This window comes from Rugamonas sp. FW305-51 (genome assembly GCF_058786935.1).
The window spans coordinates 124,654-142,256 of record NZ_JBYSZG010000003.1; the positions used below are offsets into that span (position 1 = coordinate 124,654).

19 protein-coding genes are annotated in these 17,603 nt (G+C 65.3%); 10 read left to right on the forward strand and 9 right to left on the reverse strand.

Going from position 1 to position 17,603, the window contains the following annotated elements; translation table 11 throughout:
* Positions 1-133 precede the first annotated feature (133 nt).
* The gene (gene ettA / locus AC3WOS_RS03100; protein ID WP_492714365.1) at positions 134-1,801 is read left to right on the forward strand and encodes an energy-dependent translational throttle protein EttA; all 1,668 of its coding nucleotides are present in this window, start codon (positions 134-136) and stop codon (positions 1,799-1,801) included.
* A gap of 123 nt (positions 1,802-1,924) precedes the next feature.
* Here ettA and AC3WOS_RS03105 read toward each other — a convergent pair whose 3' ends face one another.
* Positions 1,925-2,512 carry an outer membrane beta-barrel protein gene (locus AC3WOS_RS03105; protein WP_492714366.1) on the reverse strand — a complete coding sequence of 196 codons (588 nt, stop codon included), beginning with the start codon at positions 2,510-2,512 and terminating at the stop codon, positions 1,925-1,927.
* Positions 2,513-2,726: 214 nt separating this feature from the next.
* Complete coding sequence (locus AC3WOS_RS03110) at positions 2,727-3,323, reverse strand: alpha-ketoglutarate-dependent dioxygenase AlkB family protein (RefSeq protein ID WP_492714367.1); 597 nt, start codon at positions 3,321-3,323, stop codon at positions 2,727-2,729.
* 44 nt (positions 3,324-3,367) lie between these two features.
* Here AC3WOS_RS03110 and AC3WOS_RS03115 point away from each other — a divergent pair, with 44 nt between their 5' ends.
* Entirely contained in the window at positions 3,368-3,952 is a 585-nt protein-coding gene (locus tag AC3WOS_RS03115) for a putative pterin-binding protein (RefSeq protein ID WP_492714368.1), read from the forward strand.
* A 13-nt stretch (positions 3,953-3,965) separates the two neighbouring features.
* Here the strand turns inward: AC3WOS_RS03115 and AC3WOS_RS03120 are convergent, their stop codons facing one another.
* The 6 genes from AC3WOS_RS03120 to AC3WOS_RS03145 all read right to left on the reverse strand — a co-directional run bounded on the left by AC3WOS_RS03120 (position 3,966) and on the right by AC3WOS_RS03145 (position 8,925).
* Entirely contained in the window at positions 3,966-4,328 is a 363-nt protein-coding gene (locus tag AC3WOS_RS03120) for a hypothetical protein (RefSeq protein WP_492714369.1), read from the reverse strand.
* A 274-nt stretch (positions 4,329-4,602) separates the two neighbouring features.
* Positions 4,603-5,430, reverse strand: coding sequence for a Rossmann-like and DUF2520 domain-containing protein (locus tag AC3WOS_RS03125; RefSeq protein WP_492714370.1), 828 nt, complete (start codon positions 5,428-5,430; stop codon positions 4,603-4,605).
* On the reverse strand, positions 5,430-6,014 hold the full coding sequence (locus AC3WOS_RS03130) for a DUF924 family protein (protein WP_492714371.1): 585 nt from the start codon (positions 6,012-6,014) through the stop codon (positions 5,430-5,432). The genes AC3WOS_RS03125 and AC3WOS_RS03130 overlap by 1 nt, the downstream gene beginning before the upstream one ends.
* 28 nt (positions 6,015-6,042) lie before the next feature.
* Positions 6,043-6,789: an MgtC/SapB family protein gene (locus AC3WOS_RS03135; protein ID WP_492714372.1), complete on the reverse strand. Its 747-nt coding sequence runs from the start codon at positions 6,787-6,789 to the stop codon at positions 6,043-6,045.
* 67 nt (positions 6,790-6,856) lie between these two features.
* Complete coding sequence (locus AC3WOS_RS03140; protein WP_492714373.1) at positions 6,857-7,114, reverse strand: hypothetical protein; 258 nt, start codon at positions 7,112-7,114, stop codon at positions 6,857-6,859.
* Complete coding sequence (locus tag AC3WOS_RS03145) at positions 7,111-8,925, reverse strand: aminopeptidase P family protein (protein WP_492714374.1); 1,815 nt, start codon at positions 8,923-8,925, stop codon at positions 7,111-7,113. Before AC3WOS_RS03145 ends, AC3WOS_RS03140 begins: the two co-directional genes overlap by 4 nt.
* Before the next feature lie 264 nt (positions 8,926-9,189).
* Between AC3WOS_RS03145 and AC3WOS_RS03150 the strand changes: the two genes are divergently transcribed.
* The gene (locus AC3WOS_RS03150) at positions 9,190-9,447 is read left to right on the forward strand and encodes a BrnT family toxin (protein WP_492714375.1); all 258 of its coding nucleotides are present in this window, start codon (positions 9,190-9,192) and stop codon (positions 9,445-9,447) included.
* Positions 9,422-9,676: a CopG family transcriptional regulator gene (locus tag AC3WOS_RS03155; protein ID WP_492714376.1), complete on the forward strand. Its 255-nt coding sequence runs from the start codon at positions 9,422-9,424 to the stop codon at positions 9,674-9,676. Before AC3WOS_RS03150 ends, AC3WOS_RS03155 begins: the two co-directional genes overlap by 26 nt.
* Here the strand turns inward: AC3WOS_RS03155 and AC3WOS_RS03160 are convergent.
* Positions 9,673-10,359, reverse strand: a complete 687-nt coding sequence (locus AC3WOS_RS03160) for a Crp/Fnr family transcriptional regulator (RefSeq protein ID WP_492714377.1) — start codon at positions 10,357-10,359, stop codon at positions 9,673-9,675. The two genes, AC3WOS_RS03155 and AC3WOS_RS03160, sit on opposite strands and share 4 nt — an antisense overlap.
* Before the next feature lie 163 nt (positions 10,360-10,522).
* Between AC3WOS_RS03160 and AC3WOS_RS03165 the strand changes: the two genes are divergently transcribed.
* The 6 genes from AC3WOS_RS03165 to AC3WOS_RS03190 all read left to right on the forward strand — a co-directional run bounded on the left by AC3WOS_RS03165 (position 10,523) and on the right by AC3WOS_RS03190 (position 17,568).
* Positions 10,523-12,469 (forward strand): AMP-binding protein, encoded by a 1,947-nt coding sequence (locus AC3WOS_RS03165; protein ID WP_492714518.1) that lies wholly within the window; start codon positions 10,523-10,525, stop codon positions 12,467-12,469.
* A 14-nt stretch (positions 12,470-12,483) separates the two neighbouring features.
* Positions 12,484-13,305: an ABC transporter ATP-binding protein gene (locus tag AC3WOS_RS03170; RefSeq protein ID WP_492714378.1), complete on the forward strand. Its 822-nt coding sequence runs from the start codon at positions 12,484-12,486 to the stop codon at positions 13,303-13,305.
* 6 nt (positions 13,306-13,311) lie between these two features.
* Entirely contained in the window at positions 13,312-14,208 is an 897-nt protein-coding gene (locus AC3WOS_RS03175) for a branched-chain amino acid ABC transporter permease (RefSeq protein WP_492714519.1), read from the forward strand.
* A gap of 11 nt (positions 14,209-14,219) precedes the next feature.
* Complete coding sequence (locus AC3WOS_RS03180; RefSeq protein WP_492714379.1) at positions 14,220-15,278, forward strand: branched-chain amino acid ABC transporter permease; 1,059 nt, start codon at positions 14,220-14,222, stop codon at positions 15,276-15,278.
* Between the two features lie 62 nt (positions 15,279-15,340).
* Positions 15,341-16,642: an ABC transporter substrate-binding protein gene (locus AC3WOS_RS03185; RefSeq protein ID WP_492714380.1), complete on the forward strand. Its 1,302-nt coding sequence runs from the start codon at positions 15,341-15,343 to the stop codon at positions 16,640-16,642.
* An 83-nt stretch (positions 16,643-16,725) separates the two neighbouring features.
* Positions 16,726-17,568: an ABC transporter ATP-binding protein gene (locus AC3WOS_RS03190; RefSeq protein ID WP_492714381.1), complete on the forward strand. Its 843-nt coding sequence runs from the start codon at positions 16,726-16,728 to the stop codon at positions 17,566-17,568.
* The last annotated feature ends 35 nt before the right edge of the window (positions 17,569-17,603 follow it).

The following is a 17,603-nucleotide window of genomic DNA, read 5'->3' on the forward strand; positions in this document are numbered from 1 at the left end:
TTATTTTGTCCCCGTTTTTTGGGTGGCGGCGCTGGGCGGGGCCGGTTTTTGGCGCTGGGCGGCCGTTTTTGTGTATGCTGTCACCCTTCCGCGCTTTTCTATCCGTTTTACTCTTTTTTCACCGAGATTCTCAATGGCAAATTACGTCTATACCATGAACCGCGTGGGCAAAATCGTCCCGCCCAAGCGCCAGATTCTGAAAGATATTTCGCTGTCCTTCTTCCCAGGCGCAAAGATCGGCGTGCTGGGTCTGAACGGCTCCGGTAAGTCGACCTTGCTCAAGATTATGGCCGGCATCGATACCGATATCCAGGGCGAAGCGCGCCCCATGCCGGGCCTGAACATCGGCTACCTGCCGCAGGAACCGCAGCTGGATCCGGAACAGACCGTGCGCCAGGCCGTCGAAGGCGGCCTGGGCGAAGCGTTCGAGGCGCAAGCCAAGCTCGACGCCGTGTACGCGGCCTACGCCGAGGAAGACGCGGACTTCGACGCGCTGGCCGCCGAGCAGGCGCGCCTGGAAGCGATCATTTCTTCGTCCGATGGCGGCAACCTGAACCTGCAACTGGAAATGGCGGCCGACGCCCTGCGCCTGCCGCCATGGGATGCCAAGATCGGCGTGCTGTCGGGCGGTGAAAAGCGCCGCGTGGCCCTGTGCCGCCTGCTGCTGTCCAAGCCCGACATGCTGCTGCTCGATGAGCCGACCAACCACCTGGATGCGGAATCGGTCGAGTGGCTCGAGCAATTCCTGCTGCGCTTCCCCGGCACCGTGGTGGGCATCACCCACGACCGCTACTTCCTCGACAACGCCGCCGAGTGGATCCTGGAACTGGACCGCGGCAGCGGCATTCCATGGAAGGGCAACTACAGCTCGTGGCTGGACCAGAAGCAAGCCCGCCTGAAGCAGGAAGAGGCGACGGAATCGGCCCGCCAGAAGGCGCTGCAGAAGGAATTGGAATGGTCGCGCCAGAATCCCAAGGCGCGCCAGGCCAAGTCCAAGGCCCGCCTGGCCCGCTTCAACGAGCTGAGCGAGCACGAATACCAGAAGCGCAACGAGACCCAGGAGATCTTCATTCCCGTGGCCGAGCGCCTGGGCAATGAAGTGATCGAGTTCAAGAACGTGTCGAAATCGTTCGGCGACCGCATGCTGATCGACAACCTGTCGTTCACCATCCCGGCCGGCGCCATCGTCGGCATCATCGGCCCCAACGGCGCCGGTAAGTCGACCCTGTTCAAGATGATCACCGGCAAGGAAACGCCGGACAGCGGTGAAGTGGTGATCGGCAAGACGGCCAAGGTGTCCATCGTCGACCAGCACCGCGATGCCCTGTCCGACGGCAAGACCGTGTTCGAGGACGTGACGGGCGGCGCCGATATGCTGAGCGTGGGCCGCTTCGAAATGCCGTCGCGCGCCTACCTGGGCCGCTTCAACTTCAAGGGCGGCGACCAGCAGAAGATGGTCGGCAACCTGTCCGGCGGTGAGCGCGGCCGTCTGCACCTGGCCAAGACGCTGCTGATGGGTGGCAACGTGCTGCTGCTGGACGAACCGTCCAACGACCTGGACGTGGAAACCCTGCGCGCGCTGGAAGATGCGCTGCTGGAATTTGCCGGCAGCGTGATGGTGATTTCGCACGATCGCTGGTTCCTGGACCGCATCGCCACCCACATCCTGGCCTTCGAAGGCAACTCGCAAGTGAGTTTTTTCGACGGTAACTACCAGGAATACGAAGCGGACAAGAAGAAGCGTCTGGGCGAGGAAGGCGCCAAGCCCAAGCGTATCCGCTACAAGCCGCTGACGGTGTAAGTCCCCCTGGTCAGGGCAAAGAAAAAGGCACGGTGCGCAAACACCGTGCCTTTTTTTGTTACCCGGAAGCCAGGCCGGCGCTCCCGTTTCCAAGTTGCAGCTGCGTGAGGCGCGGTGCGTGGCTTAGAAGTTGTAGCGCAGACCGCCCGTGATGGCGCCCGTCTTGCGGCCCAGATCGTTGTCGTTCTTGCCGTAGTGTTCATATTCGAGCGACAGCGACACGTTCTTGTTCAGCGCATATTCGCCGCCCACGGACGCATACAGGGCGTTCTTGTTGCCGCTGCTGCCGTAAGGTGCTGCCACGCCCGTCGCTTCCACGCTGTTGTGGTTGCGCGAAACGCCCAGCTTGCCGAACACGTTGAACTGCTCGTTGACAGGCATTGTGGCCTTGCCGGCCACGTAGAACGAATGGGAATCGCTTTCCAGATGGCCGTTGGCGCCGTTCAGCGTGTAGTTGTAGCTCTGGCTGCCGAAGTCGGTGTAGCCACCCTCCACTGCGAAGGTCTTGTCGATGTTGTAGCCGGCGAAGATCTTGCCGCTGGCCTTGTTGCCGCTGTGGTCATCCGTGGCGGACGTCACCGGCACGTCGAAGTTGTAGCGGCTGCCGACGATGCCGGCGCCTACATAGCCCGTGCCGGCATCGGCAGCGTGGGCGGTCACACCGGTCAGGGCGGTGGCGGATGCAATCAATGCGAACAGAATCTTATTCATATGTTGGATCTTTCAGCAAAAAGTTGAGGGACTTGCTTGGGATCGCAGTTCTCTGAATTGCGATGTGATCAAGATAGCAGGTGGACAGCTTGACGGGCGTGCCGATTTCGTAAGAAATGTGTCCAGTTGTAAGCCCGGCGGCAGCCGTCGCCGCGGGCCTGCCATGATGGCAGATACATGCAATAGCATGCAATTAGGCTCAGTTTGATGAAGATTAAAGTATGCTGCGGAAAGTCAGGTTAATCCGCGGCCCGCACGGCGCACGTTCCTTGTTGATGCCGTGGCGCCAATGGCGCTGCAGGGTGCCGGCCATCAGCAGCAGGCTGCCGTTGCCCAGCGCCAGCTTGACGGTGCGCGGCAGGCGCTTGTGCTTGAGGATGAAGGTACGGGGTGCGCCGAAGCTGACGGAGGCGATGGCCGGTTCCGGCCCCAGCTCCGGCTCGTCGTCGCTGTGAAAGCCCATGCTGTCGCGCTCATCGCGATAGTAGTTGAGCAGCACACTGTTGAAGTGCCGTCCCGTGGCCTGCTCGACGGCCGCCTTAATCTCCAGCTGCAAGGCCGTGAACGGCTGCGGCTCCAGCGTCATGCCGGAATAGCGGTAGCGCGCTGCGCCGTGCCAGGCCGTCAGGCGCGGCTGGGGATGGGTCTTGCCCCACAACGTGATCGCTTCGGCGCGCCAGTCCGTTTCCGCCATCAGCCGCGCCAGCACCTGCTCCGGCGACAGGGGCAAGGCCAGCAGCTGCTGGAAGGCCAGTTCGCCATCCTCGATGGGGATGGGCGTCAGGCCGGTGGTGGCGTCAAACAGGTCCATGCGCGCTATGATAGCGGCACATCCATCAACCGAGGACGCCACCGATGAAAAAACGCCAGTTCCTGACCGCCGCCGGCAGCGCCGCGCTGGCCCTGCCTGCCCTGCGCGCCAGCGCCGCCGCGCCTGCATTGCGGGGACCGGCCCTGCTGACGGTGACGGGCGCCATCGGCCAGCCCAACCGCGGCCCGTTCGATCCCGTGACGGACCAGATGATGCACAAGCAAAAGCTCAGTTTCGACAAGGCCCACGCCTTCGACTTCAACGCCTTGCTGGCCCTGCCCGCGTTCACCATCCATCCCACGCTCGAATACGATGGCAAACCACACCTGCTGCGGGGACCAGCCCTGGTCGACGTGCTGAAAGCGGCCGGCGCCAGCCGGACCGACAGCGGCAAGCTGGTGCTGCGGGCCGTGGACGGCTATGCGGCCACGCTGACGCTGGCGCAGGCACGGGCGCAGCGCTACATCGTGGCCACCCATCTGGATGGCGCACCCATGGCGTTGGGAGGATTGGGCCCGCTGTGGGCCATGTATGATGCGGACCAGGTGCCGGAGATGGCGGCCAAACCGCTGCCGGAGCGGTTTGGCGCCTGCCCGTGGGCCCTGTACCACATTGAAGTCCAGGCCTGAGGCCGGGACGGTATCAGGCGTAGGCTTCGGCCAGCGACATCACGCGCGGCGCGATCTGGATGCCGATGCCGTTGAACAGGCTGGTGATGGCGGCCAGGTTGGCCTCGCATTCCTCGGCCTTCCAGCCCTTGAACAGGTCGGTGCCATCCTTCTGGAAATGCAGGTCCAGCACCTTGCCGCGGTCCTTGTGGGTGTAGCCGCCGCTGTAGGTGTTGTGGAAACCCATGGCGGCCAGCGCCGTCAGCAGTTCCGTCGGCTGGTTGTCGGGATCGGTGGCCAGGAAGACGCCATAGGTCTTGCCCGGCGGCTTGGCGGCGATGTCCACTTCGTAGATGCCGGGCGCCTTGGTCACCGTTGTACTCTTCAGAAATAACATGTTCTTACCCCTATCCTATAAACGCAGGCCTGGCCTGCGCGCGTGCTGACTTGTTTTTCTGATTGCTTGCTACGTCAAGAAAAGATTCCAGAGGACAAGCTTATTGCTAATTGCGGGGTTTGTCGACTAATCCCGCCAACAATTTGTAATTTCGTATCTCTGCTGCGGCAGTGGCGCACGGCGCTGCGGCTGCCCCTTGTTTAAAATATAGTTGTGAACTAGTAATTTGCAAGGACGTGGCACGGCGGCCACCAACGCCGGTGCACCGAGCCGCCTACTGTCCCTTGCGCCGGGCCACGTCGGCCGTGGGCGCCACCAGCGCCTCGTACAGCGCGCCGCTGGCCGCATCCCACGCAGTCACGGCGCGCTGCTGGCGCGCCACCGTGGCATAGTCGCCGCGCGCCACCGGGCCGCTGAGGGCGGCGGGAGCGCCCAGCCGGAACACATTGGCCAGCGATTCCGTCGCCAGCGGCCGGGCCAGTTCGCGCGCCACCGCTTCCGGGATGCCGGCTGCCTGGTAGGCCCGCAAGGCCGCGTCCAGCACCGTCACCAGGTAGTTGCTGGCGAACACGGCCGCCGCGTGGTACACGGTCTTGGCCGACGCGTCGATGGCCACCGGCTGCGCCCCTATCGCTTGCAGCGCCGGGTTGAGGATGGCCAGCGCGCCCGCGTCGCCTTCCACGCCGCACCAGGTGCCGGCAAAAGCGGCCGCCACGGCGTCCACGTCGGCAAAGCTGCGGATGGGGTGGACGCTGGCCACCAGCGCCCCGGCCGCGCGCGCGGCCTGCAGCTGGTCCGACGCCAGCGCACCGCTGCAATGGAACACGACGGCGCCGGCCAGCGGCACGGCGGCCGCCAGCGCCGCGCAGGCCGGCACGATCTGGTCGTCGCCCACGGCCAGCAGGTAGACGTCGGCCGGGCGCAAGTCAGCCCAACCATCCAGCGCGCGGCCGGCGCCGATGAACTGCACGGCCGCCCGGGCCGAAGCGGGCGAGCGGGTCAGCACGTCCGCGATGTCGAAGCAGCCGGCCCGGGCCAGCAGGCGGCCGAAGACGCGGCCCACATGGCCGGCGCCGATCAGGGTCAGGGTCGGGCGCGCCATCAGAAGCCCGATCCCGGCTGCCGCAGGAACGCCAGCTCCTCCGGCGTCGATGGCCGGTCCAGGATGGCGTTACGGTGCGGGAAGCGGCCGAAGCGCTGGATCACGTCGCGGTGGCGCAGGGCGTAATCGAGCATGCTCTCGAAGCCGGTGCCGGCCGCCGCCAGCCGCGTGAACAGGGCCACCGACTGGCGCTGCATGTCCATGTCCTCCGCGTGCTCGAACGGCAGATAGACAAAGGCGCGCTGCAGCGGCGGCAGGGCCAGGTCTTCGTCGTCGTCCACCATGTCCTGCGCCGCCTGCAGCGCCAGCTTGTCGCCGGCGAAGGCGCGCGGCGTGCCGCGGTAGACGTTGCGGGTGAACTGGTCCAGCAGCAGGATGCGTGCCAGCGCCGGCTGCGGGCCGCCCGCGTCCCAATGGCGCAGGCCGCCGGCCAGCGCCTGCTCGATCAGCGCGCCGAATTCCTGCTCGATGCGGCGGTCGAAGGCGTCGTCCTTGCGGAACCATTCCGGGCGCGCGCTGCCGGCGCCGGGACTGCCGGCCGGCAGGAACCAGAAATCGAAGATCGCCTTTGCCTGTGCGTTCATCATGTCTGCCCCCATGGGTATCACTGCCTCAGTTGCGGGCATGGGACAGCTGGAAGCTGTCGATGCCGTCGAACACCGCCAGCTCGGCCGCCACCTGGGGCAGGGTCGAGCCGCTGCGCTTGCTCAGCGCGATGGCGACGAAGCGCCATTCCTGGGCGCCGCCGTCGCTGCCTATCATCAGCGTGCCGCTGGCGATCTCATAGCCGCGCGCCAGCGCCATCTGGCGCAGCGCCGGTTCCTGCGGCATGTAGCCGGGCCGGAAGCGCATGGTGATGGCCACCGCGTGGCGCGACGGCAGCCACGCCTCCAGCTTGGACAGGAAGATCATGGACATGGCGCTCAGGATGGCCAGGCCCATGGCCGACATGTAGAAGCCCACGCCCACCATTACGCCGATCACGGACGAAGCCCAGATCGAGGCCGCCGTCGTCAGGCCGCTGATGTTGAAGCCTTCGCGCATGATCACGCCCGCGCCCAAAAAGCCGATGCCCGTCACGATGCCCTGGATGATGCGGGTGGGATCGGTGCCCATGGCCGACGGCACCACGTGGCCGCCGAACCAGAAATGGGGATAGCCGGCGATGACGGTCAGCGCGGCCGAGGCCATGCACACAAGGCCGTAGGTGCGCATGCCGGCCGCCCGGCCGTGGTAGGAACGCTCGTAGCCCACCAGCAGGCCCAGCAGCAAGGCGCCGAGCAGGTTGAGCAGGATGACGCCGTTGGTGGCGAGTTCGCCCGTGGACCAGTAGGAGATCAGGAAATCGAAGGTGGGCATGGCTGGCCTCTTGTCTGTTTTTTCTGTGTTCGTGTCATGGCGCGCGCCGGCGGGCGCGCGCCGGCGTTCAAGGCGCCTTCTTGTTCAGCTGTTTTTCGAACGCCACATCGAGCTTGCTGACGCGCCTGGGCGTCTGCGGCCCCAGGCCGTTGACGAAGGCGACAAACTCGTCCAGTTCCAGCGGCGCGCACAACGGCGGCAGGCCCGGTCCCTCGGTCAGGAAGAACAGGCCGCCGCCGGTGCGCGACATCGTGTATTTCGTGTTGCCGCTGCGGACCTTGAGACGGTCGATGGCCGACGTGGCACGGGTCGAACGGGCGCTCACATGGCCTCCGTGCGGTGGTCCAGCCAGGCCAGCGCGGCCCCGGCCAGATAGGGGCGCAGACGCCGGCGCACCGTGGCGTGGTAGTCGTTGAGCCAGGTGCGTTCGTCCTCGCGCAGCAGCGATGGTTCGATGCAGCGGGTGTCGATCGGGCACAGGGTCAGCGTTTCGAAGCGCAGGAAGCTGCCGAATTCCGTGCTGCCCGCGTCGCAGTTGAGCACCAGGTTCTCGATCCGTATGCCCCATTGGCCGGGCCGGTACAGGCCCGGTTCAACCGAGGTGATCATGCCCGGCTCCATGGCCGTCTGCGGCTCCGGCATGGCCGTGGGCGAAATCGACTGCGGCCCTTCGTGCACGTTGAGGAAGTAGCCCACGCCGTGGCCGGTGCCGTGGCCGAAGTCCATGCCGGCCGCCCACAGCGGGGCACGGGCCAGCGCGTCGAGCATGGGCGAGCGCGTACCGCGCGGGAATTGGGCCGACGACAGCGCGATCACACCCTTCAGCACCAGCGTGAAGTCGCGCCGCTGGGCGGCCGTGGGCTGGCCCACCGGCACCACGCGCGTGATGTCGGTGGTGCCGCCCAGGTACTGGCCGCCCGAATCGATCAGCAGCAGGCCGTCGCCCTCGATCACCGCGTGGGCCGCCGCCGTGGCGCGGTAATGCATGATGGCGCCGTTGGCGCGGAAGCCGGCGATGGTGCCGAAACTGGGGCTGACGAAGCCGGGACGGCGGGCGCGGGCGGCCGTCAGTTCACGGTCGATGTCCAGTTCCGTCAGCGCCGTGCGGCGCGGGTCGGCCAGGGTCTGCTCCAGCCAGGCGAAAAATTCACACAGGGCGGCGCCGTCCTGCTCCATGGTGTGGCGCACGTGGGCCGCCTCGGCTTCCGTCTTTTTCGACTTGGCGAAGGTGGTGGGGTTGATCGCCTCCACCACGGTCACGTTGGCCGGCACGGCCTGGCGCGTGCCGTAGGTGACGCGGCGCGGGTCCAGCAGCAGCACGGCGCCGGCCGGCAGCGCGGCCAGCGCGGCGGCGGCATCGGCGTACGGCGCCAGCGTCACGCCGTCGTGCGCCAGGGCCGCGCGCAGCGGCGCGTCAACTTTGCCATCGGCCACGAACAGGGTGGCGCCGGCGGCGTCGATCAGGGCGTGCGACAGGAACACAGGGTTGAAGTTGACGTCGGCCCCGCGCAGGTTGAACAGGTAGGCGATATCGTCCAGCGTGGACAGCACGTGGTGGCTGGCGCCCTGCTCGCCCATGGCCTGCCGCAGCGCGGCCAGCTTGGCGGCGCGGCTGGCGTCGGCGTGCGGCGGCAGGTGCTCGAACACGGGCGCGGACGGCAGCGCCGGACGGTCTTGCCACACCTGCTCCAGCAGGTCGATATCGGTGCGCAGCAGCGCGCCTTTGGCCTGCAGCGCCTGGGCCAGCAGGCGGGCCGTGGCCAGGCCCAGCACGGCGCCGTCGACGGCCAGGGTCTGGCCTGCCTGCAGGCGCTCGGCCAGCCAGTCGATGTAGAGCACGCTGGCGCCGGATGGGATCTTCATCAGCTGCACGCCGCTGCCGGCCAGTTCCGTCTCGGCCTGGGTCCAGTAGCGGGCGTCGGTCCACACGCCGGCAAAGTCGGCCGTGAGGATGAAGGTGCCGACCGAACCGGTGAAGCCGCTCAGCCACTCGCGGCCCTGCCAGCGGGCCGGCAGGTATTCGGACAGGTGGGGATCGGACGACGGCACCAGCAGGGCGTCGATCCGGTGTTCGCGCATCGCCTGGCGCAGCAGCGCGAGGCGGCCGGCGATGTCCTTGTGTTCTGGTGTGTGCATGAATTTCGTCGAGTCGGTGTGCGGCCATGCCACGTGCGGCATAGCTTGTTCCTATGATACCGCGATTGCCTGTGGTGCAGCAGGGTCAATTGGGCAGGGCGTCATCCGGGGCTTGAGCAAGTTCAGTAGCAGCCGGTTCCGATCCAGGTATGGTCAAGCTTTGATCCAGCCAACAGCTTGGGCCTGTACGTCGCGCAATGAACGCAGGCCGTTTCAAATACGGTGTGCTAGGCTATGAATAGAGTCCGGTTTGAGTGGGATAGCATGAAGGACAGCGCGAATCAGCTGAAACATGGTGTGTCATTTTCGCTCGCACAACAAGCGTTCATGGATACGCGACGGGTCATAGCAGAAGATATTGCCCACAGTAAGTCAGAAGTCCGGTATTTCTGTTATGGCATGGTGCATGGTGCGATACTTTCCGTGCGCTTTACTTACCGGGGAGACGTCATACGCATCTATGGCGCTGGCTACTGGCGCAAGGGGAAGGAAATCTATGAGCGCGAGAACAAAATACAGTGACGAACCGATGGAGGCCAAGGTTGTTCCGGATTTCCTGCCGCCTCCCGATCAGCTGAAGCTGCAGGAAGAAACCGTTGAAGTCACTCTTACGCTCAGCAAGCAGAGCGTCGAGTTCTTCAAGTCCGAAGCGGCACACAAGCATACGCAATACCAGCGCCTGATGCGCCAGTTGATCGAGCAGTCGGTCGCTGCCGGCATGCATGCCCGGACGGATACCAAGGGTGACTAAACCTCAAACCGCCGCAAGCCCTCCAGGTCCAGGATGCGGATGCCGCCATAGTCCAGCCGCAGCAAGCCTTCCTTCTCCAGCAACTGCAAGGCCTGGTTGGCGCGCTGACGCGAGGCGCCCGACAGGAAGCCCAGCTCTTCCTGCGAAATCTGCACCAGCGGCTCCAGCCCCGGATACAGGTGGGAATTGAACATCGACGCCAGGCAACGCGCCACCCGCGTGTCGACGTTGAGCAGGCGGTCGTTCTCCACCATGCCGATGAACTGCCCCAACCGCTCGTTCAGCTGGATCAGCAGGAAGCGCGTGAACGGCAGGCTCGTCTCGAGCAGCCAGTGGAAGGTGGCCGACGGCATGCGCGCGATGCGGCTGTCGCGCAGCGCCATGGCGTCGTACTTGAGGTGTTCCTGCTTGAGCAGCGAACCTTCGCCGAACCAGCCGCCCGGCGGCACGCCCGTAAACGTCACGCTCTTGCCCGAGGCCGAGAAATTGTTCATCTTGACCATGCCGCCAATGATGCCCAGCCAGTGCTCCACCATGTCGCCCTTGCGGCACACATAGCCGCCCTTGGGCACAAAAGTCTCGAAGGTGTCGGCCTCCACGCGCGCCATCTGCTCCGGCGTCAGGCACTGGGCCCAGGTGGCCGAGCGCAGCGCCTCCTTCAGGCTAGGTTGTTCTGTTTGCATTGTTGCGTTGCACCATAAAAAAGTCGGGCAATTGTCGTCGAAAAGACAACCTCGCCCCTTCCATCAGGCTACTATCATCACACAAAAAGGATGACGGGCCGTAATCAGGATGGCAATCCGCGAGCGAGCACGGCACCATAACAACGAACCGCAACAGGAGACACTGGTGCAAACAGAATTGGATACGTTCCCGCGCCGGCTATTACAGCACGGCAAGGACCGGCCCCAGCGGCCGGCCTTCCGCGAAAAATATCTGGGCATCTGGCAAAGCTGGGACTGGGCGCAGGTGAACGCGGAAGTGCGGGCGCTGGCCTGCGGCCTGGCGGCGCTGGGCTTCGAGCGCGGCGATCACCTGGCCATCATCGGCGACAACCGCCCCCGCCTGTACTGGGCCATGCTGGCCGCCCAGGCCCTGGGCGGCGTGCCCGTGCCGCTGTACCAGGATGCGCCGGCGGCCGACATGGCCTACGTGCTGGAGAACGCGGAAATCCATTTCGCCGTGGTGGAAGACCAGGAACAGGTCGACAAGCTGCTCGAACTGCGGGCCGCCTATCCCGGCATCACCCACATCGTCTACGAGGACGAACGCGGCATGCGCCACTACCGCCAGCCCGAGCTGTCCGCCTACGCCGCCGTGCAGGAACTGGGCCGGGCCTGGGACCGCGACCATCCGGGCGCCTATGAAGCGGCCATCGCGGCCGGCCAGGGCAGCGACCACGCCATCATGCTCTACACCTCAGGCACCACCGGCAAGCCCAAGGGTGTGTGCCAGACCCACGCCTCGCTGCTGGCCGCCGGCAGCGGCGGCGTCGGCTTCGACCAGCTGAGCGAGCGCGAAGATATCCTGTCCTACCTGCCCATGGCCTGGGTGGGCGACTGCCTGTTCTCGCTGGCGCAAGCCATGGTGGCCGGCTTTACCGTCAACTGCCCGGAATCGAGCGACACGGTACTGACCGACATGCGCGAGATCGGCCCCACCTATTACTTCGCCCCGCCGCGCGTGTTCGAGAACATGCTGACCACGGTGATGATACGGATGGAGGATGCAAGCCCCATCAAACGCCGCATGTTCCACCACTTCATGGAGGTGGCGCGCCGCTGCGGCGCCGACATCCTGGACGGCAAGCCGGTGCCGCTGGCCGAGCGCGCCGCCTATGCGCTGGGCCAATTGCTGGTGTACGGTCCACTGAAGAACGTGCTGGGCCTGTCTCGGGTGCGGGTGGCCTACACGGCCGGCGCCGCCATCGGGCCGGACCTGTTCCGCTTCTACCGCTCGATCGGCGTCAACCTCAAGCAGCTGTACGGTTCCACGGAGACCTGCGCCTACGTCTGCCTGCAACCGGACGGCCACATCAAGTTCGACAGCGTGGGCCTGCCCGCGCCGGGCGTGGAAGTGCGCCTGGCCGACAACGGCGAAGTGCTGGTACGCTCGCCCGCCACCATGGCCGGCTACTACAAGCGGCCCGACGCGACGGCCGAAGTGATCGACGCCGACGGCTACTTCCACACCGGCGACGCCGGCCTGTTCGACAGCGAAGGCCACCTCAAGATCATCGACCGCGCGGCCGACGTGGGACGCATGAACGAGGGCGCCATCTTTGCGCCCAACTACATCGAGAACAAGCTCAAGTTCTTCCCCTTCATCAAGGAGGCGGTGGCGTTCGGCCATGCGCGCGACCAGGTGTGCGCCTTCATCAACATCGACATGGAGGCGGTGGGCAACTGGGCCGAGCGGCGCGGCATCGCCTATGCCGGCTACACCGACCTGGCGGCCCATCCGCAGACCTATGAACTGGTGCGCGACTGCGTGGAAAAGGTCAACGCCGGCCTGGCCGCCGAAGCCCTGATGGCCGGCACCCAGATCCACCGCTTCCTGGTGCTGCACAAGGAGCTGGACCCGGACGACGACGAGCTGACCCGCACCCGCAAGGTACGCCGCAAGTTCATCGCCGAGAAGTACGCGGTGCTGATCGAGGCCCTGTACGGCGGCAAGAGCTCACAGTACATCACCACCCAGGTCAAGTTCGAGGACGGCCGCACGGGCGCCGTATCGGCCGACCTCAAGATATGCGACTGCAAGACCTACCCCGCAGTCCAGGCAGCGGCATGACGGAGGACGCCACCATGCAAATGAACGAACCCGAAGCACATTTCGGCGCCGGCACCGGCCGTCGTACCGGCCCCGTGATCCTGGACCTGAAGAACATCTCCCTGTCGTTCGGCGGCGTGCGCGCGCTGACCGACATTTCCTTCGACGTCAGGCAGCACGAGATCCGCGCCATCATCGGCCCCAACGGCGCCGGCAAGAGCTCCATGCTCAACGTGATCAACGGCGTGTATCGTCCGCAGCAGGGCGAGATCATCTACCGCGGCCAGCACCGCAAGGGCATGGACTGCTACGCGGCCGCCAAGTCCGGCATCGCGCGCACCTTCCAGAACATCGCGCTGTTCAAGGGCATGACGGTGCTCGACAACATCATGACCGGCCGTAACCTGAAGATGAAATCGAACTTCCTGCTGCAGGCCCTGTACTGGGGCCCGGCGCGGCGCGAGGAAATCGCGCACCGCATCAAGGCCGAGGAGATCATCGACTTCCTGGAAATCCAGGCCATCCGCAAGACGCCCGTGGGCCGCCTGCCGTACGGCCTGCAAAAGCGCGTGGAGCTGGGCCGGGCCCTGGCCGCCGAACCGGAAATCCTGCTGCTGGACGAACCGATGGCCGGCATGAACGTGGAAGAGAAGCAGGACATGTGCCGCTTTATCCTGGACGTGAACGACCAGTTCGGCACCACCATCGTGCTGATCGAGCATGACATGGGCGTGGTGATGGACATCTCGGACCGGGTGGTGGTGCTCGACTACGGCAAGAAGATCGGCGACGGCACGCCCGACGAGGTGCGCACCAACCAGGACGTGATCAACGCATATTTGGGAGTGGCCCACTAGATGAACGTGAATTTCTTCTTCGAGGTGCTGATCGGCGGCCTGCTGTCGGGCGTGATGTACGCGCTGGTGGCAATCGGCTTCGTGCTGATCTACAAGGCCTCCGGCGTGTTCAACTTCGCGCAGGGTGCGATGGTGTTCTTCGCCGCCCTCACCTGCGTGGGCATGATCGACAAGTTCGGCCTGTCCGTCTGGCTCGCCATCCCGCTCACGATCGTCGTGATGGTCGTGCTGGGCCTGGCCATCGAACGGGTGGTGCTGCGGCCCCTCGTCAACCAGCCCGAGATCACGCTGTTCATGGCCACCATCGGCCTGGCCTTCTTCATCGAGGGCCTGGCGCAGCTGATGTGGGGCTCGCAGGTGCACAAGCTGGAACTGCCGATCGAGGACGTACCGCTGCAATTCCTGCTCGATAAGTTCAACATCATCGTCTCCCAGTTCGACGTGGCAGCGGCCGGCATCTGCGCCCTGCTGGTGACGGCGCTGGCCCTGCTGTTCTCGCGCACCAAGGTGGGCCGCGCGCTGCGCGCCGTGGCCGACGACCACCAGGCCGCGCTGGCCGTGGGCATCCCGCTGCAGCGCATCTGGGCCGTGCTGTGGGCGGTGGCCGGCATGGTGGCGCTGGTGGCGGGCCTGCTGTGGGGCGCCCGCAACGGCGTGCAGTTCGCCCTGACCTTCATCGCGCTCAAGGCGCTGCCGGTGCTGATCCTGGGCGGCTTCACGTCCATGCCGGGCGCCATCGTGGGTGGCCTGATCATCGGCGCCTCGGAAAAACTGGCCGAGGTCTACATCGGCCCCATGGTCGGCGGCGGCATCGAGGGCTGGTTCCCTTACGTGCTGGCCCTGCTGTTCCTGCTGGTGCGGCCCGAAGGGCTGTTCGGCGAAAAAATCATCCGCAGAATCTGAGAGGAACGTCCATGTTCTACCGCGAAGCCGGACAATTCAAGACCAGCTACCAGGCTGACAACCAGATCTTCCCGATCCGCCAGGACCGCGTCGCGCTGGCGGCCCTGCTGGCGGTGGCGCTGCTGCTGGCGCCGTGGCTGGCCTCACCCTACGCGCTGTCGGCCATCCTGATCCCGTTCCTGATCTTCTCGCTGGCAGCGCTGGGGCTCAACATCCTCACCGGCTACGCCGGCCAGCTGTCGCTGGGCACGGCCGCCTTCATGGCCGTGGGCGCGTTCGGCGCCTACAACTTCGTGCTGCGCGTGCCGGGCATGCCGATCCTGCTGGCCTTCGTGCTGGGCGGGCTGTCGGCGGCCGTGGTGGGCATCGCCTTCGGCCTGCCGTCGCTGCGCATCCGCGGCTTCTACCTAGCCGCCTCCACGCTGGCCACCCAGTTCTTCGTGCTGTGGTGCCTGACCAAGATCCCCTACCTGACCAACAACAGCAGCTCGGGCGTGATCACGGCGCAGAAGATCAGCATCCTGGGCTACGACTTCGACTCCCCGGCCAGCAAATACCTGCTGGTGCTGGCGGTGGTGGCCTTCATGGCGCTGCTGGCCAAGAACATGATCCGCTCCAACGTGGGCCGCTCGTGGATGGCGGTGCGCGACATGGACGTGGCGGCCGAGGTGATCGGCTTTCGCCTGATGCGCACCAAGCTGCTGGCTTTTGCCGTCAGCTCCTTCTACTGCGGCGTGGCCGGCGCGCTGTACGCCTTTGCCTACCTGGGCACGGTGGAGCCGGAAGCGTACAACCTGGACCTGTCGTTCCGCATCCTGTTCATGATCATCATCGGCGGCGTCGGTTCCGTGCTCGGTTCCTTCCTGGGCGCCGCCTTCATCGTGCTGCTGCCCGTGTTCCTCAACGTGCTGGCGCACGGCCTGGCCCTTCCGACCAGCGTGGCGTCCAACCTGGAGCTGATGACATTCGGCGCCCTGATCATCTTTTTCCTGATCGTCGAGCCGCATGGCCTGGCGCGTCTGTGGCAAATCGGTAAAGAGAAGCTGCGTCTGTGGCCGTTCCCGCACTGAACGCGGTCCCTGGCATCACCACACCAGTACCACCTGAGGTCTGTAACTTCGAGGAGACGAGTATGAAATGCATCAAAGCCTTCGTGCTGGGCGCCGCACTGACGGCCAGCGCCATTGTTCCGGCCTGGGCCGACCAGTTCATCGCCCTGCCGTCGTATCGCGTGGGGCCGTATGCGGCCGGCGGTTCCGGCTTCTACGGCGGCGTGATCGACTACTTCAACCTGGTCAACATGAACGGCGGCGTGAACGGCGTCAAGATCAGCTGGGAAGAATGCGAGACCGAATACAACCCCTCGCGCGGCGTGGAATGCTACGAGCGCCTGAAGACCAAGAATGGCGGCGCCACCATGGTCGAGCCGCTGTCGACCGGCATCGCCTACGGCATCCTGGACCGGCTGGCGCAGGACAAGATCCCCATGACGATGCTGGGCTACGGCCGCTCCGACGCGGCCAACGGCAAGGTCTTCCCCTACGTCTTCCCGCTCATCACCAGCTACTGGAACCAGGCCGCCGGCATGATCAAGTACCTGGGCGACAAGAGCGGCGGCATGGACAAGCTCAAGGGCAAGAAGATCGTGCACCTGTACCACGACTCGGCCTTCGGCAAGGAACCGTTGCCGGTGCTGGAAGCGCTGTCCAAGCAGTACGGCTTTGAGCTGATCAAGATCGCCGTGCCGCCGCCGGGCAGCGAGCAGCAATCGCAGTGGCTGCAGATCCGCCAGGCCAATCCCGACTACGTGATCCTGTGGGGCTGGGGCGTGATGAACTCGGTCGCCATCAAGACCGCGCAGCGCAACGGCTTCCCGCGCGAGAAGATGCTGGGCGTATGGTGGGCCGGCTCCGAAGAGGACACCGTACCGGCCGGCGACGCCGCCAAGGGCTACAGCGCGATGACCTTCAACACCCCCGGCAACTACCCGGTGATGGAAGAGATCCACAAGAAGCTGTACGACGCCGGCAAGGGCAACCTGGCCGACCGCAACCGCGTCGGCTCGGTCTACCACATGCGCGGCGTGACGGCCGCCATCCTGTGGGTGGAAGCGATACGCGCCGCGCAGGACAAGTTCGGCAAGGGCAAGGCCGTGACCGGCGAACAGCTGCGCTGGGGCCTGGAGCACCTGAACGTGGACGAGGCGCGCCAGAAGGCCATCGGCGCCTACGGCATGCTGCCGGTGGTGAAGACCAGCTGCGACGACCATGAAGGCTCGGGCGCCGTCAAGGTCCAGCAGTGGGACGGCAAGAAATGGAACGCCATCACGCCGAACTGGGTGGTGGGCGACAAGGCGCTGACCCGCAAGCTGCTGGAGGATTCGTCCAACGCCTACGCCACCGAGAAAAAAATAACGCCAGCCTGCGCGAAGTAGCCATTGCCATAGCGATCACGCGCCCTGGTGCGGGGAGTCCCCTCCTCCTCCCCGCACCTTTTTTTAACCTGTGAAGAACGATCATGCACACAGCCGCCGCAGCCGCACCCGTACCTGTAACGAGCCAGCCCTACCTGTCGGTCAACAACATCGAGGTCATCTACGACCACGTGATCCTGGTGCTCAAGGGCGTATCGCTGCAAGTCCCGCAAGGGAAGATCGTGGCCCTGCTGGGCGCCAACGGCGCCGGCAAGTCGACCACACTGAAAACCATTTCCACGCTGCTGCGCGGTGAGCGCGGCGACGTCACCAAGGGCGAAGTCCAGTTCAAGGGCGAGCGGGTGGACCAGCTCACACCCAATGAACTGGTCAAGCGCGGCCTGTCGCAGGTGATGGAGGGCCGCCACTGCTTCGGCCACCTGACCATCGAGGAGAACCTGCTGACGGGCGCCTACACCCGCCGCATTTCGCGCGCCCAGCTCAAGGAAGCGCTGGAGAAGGTCTACCACTACTTCCCGCGCCTGAAGGAGCGGCGCACCAGCCAGGCCGGCTACACCTCCGGCGGCGAGCAGCAGATGTGCGCCATCGGCCGCGCGCTGATGGCCAAGCCGTCCATGATCCTGCTGGACGAACCGTCGATGGGCATCGCGCCGCAGATCGTCGACGAGATCTTCGGCATCGTCAAGGACCTGAACCAGAAGGAGAACGTGTCCTTCCTGCTGGCCGAGCAGAACACCAGCGTGGCGCTGCGCTACGCCGATTTCGGCTACATCCTGGAAAACGGCCGGGTGGTGATGGAAGGCGCGGCCGCCGACCTGGCCAGCAACGAGGACGTCAAGGAGTTCTACCTGGGCGTATCCGGCACCGGGCGCAAGAGCTTCCGCGACATGAAATTCTACCGCCGCCGCAAGCGCTGGCTGGCCTGACGCCCTTCCCGTCCAACCGATACAACACAAGGATC

Coding starts and splice junctions, on each gene's coding strand:
- AC3WOS_RS03190 (WP_492714381.1), top strand. CDS start 16,726: ATGCACACAGCCGCCGCAGCCGCACCCGTACCTGTAACGAGCCAGCCC.
- AC3WOS_RS03125 (WP_492714370.1), bottom strand. CDS start 5,430: ATGGCGCGCCCGACCCTGACCCTGATCGGCGCCGGCCATGTGGGCCGC.
- AC3WOS_RS03130 (WP_492714371.1), bottom strand. CDS start 6,014: ATGAACGCACAGGCAAAGGCGATCTTCGATTTCTGGTTCCTGCCGGCC.
- AC3WOS_RS03170 (WP_492714378.1), top strand. CDS start 12,484: ATGCAAATGAACGAACCCGAAGCACATTTCGGCGCCGGCACCGGCCGT.
- ettA (WP_492714365.1), top strand. CDS start 134: ATGGCAAATTACGTCTATACCATGAACCGCGTGGGCAAAATCGTCCCG.
- AC3WOS_RS03105 (WP_492714366.1), bottom strand. CDS start 2,512: ATGAATAAGATTCTGTTCGCATTGATTGCATCCGCCACCGCCCTGACC.
- AC3WOS_RS03135 (WP_492714372.1), bottom strand. CDS start 6,789: ATGCCCACCTTCGATTTCCTGATCTCCTACTGGTCCACGGGCGAACTC.
- AC3WOS_RS03145 (WP_492714374.1), bottom strand. CDS start 8,925: ATGCACACACCAGAACACAAGGACATCGCCGGCCGCCTCGCGCTGCTG.
- AC3WOS_RS03160 (WP_492714377.1), bottom strand. CDS start 10,359: ATGCAAACAGAACAACCTAGCCTGAAGGAGGCGCTGCGCTCGGCCACC.
- AC3WOS_RS03155 (WP_492714376.1), top strand. CDS start 9,422: ATGAGCGCGAGAACAAAATACAGTGACGAACCGATGGAGGCCAAGGTT.
- AC3WOS_RS03110 (WP_492714367.1), bottom strand. CDS start 3,323: ATGGACCTGTTTGACGCCACCACCGGCCTGACGCCCATCCCCATCGAG.
- AC3WOS_RS03120 (WP_492714369.1), bottom strand. CDS start 4,328: ATGTTATTTCTGAAGAGTACAACGGTGACCAAGGCGCCCGGCATCTAC.
- AC3WOS_RS03150 (WP_492714375.1), top strand. CDS start 9,190: ATGAAGGACAGCGCGAATCAGCTGAAACATGGTGTGTCATTTTCGCTC.
- AC3WOS_RS03180 (WP_492714379.1), top strand. CDS start 14,220: ATGTTCTACCGCGAAGCCGGACAATTCAAGACCAGCTACCAGGCTGAC.
- AC3WOS_RS03115 (WP_492714368.1), top strand. CDS start 3,368: ATGAAAAAACGCCAGTTCCTGACCGCCGCCGGCAGCGCCGCGCTGGCC.
- AC3WOS_RS03185 (WP_492714380.1), top strand. CDS start 15,341: ATGAAATGCATCAAAGCCTTCGTGCTGGGCGCCGCACTGACGGCCAGC.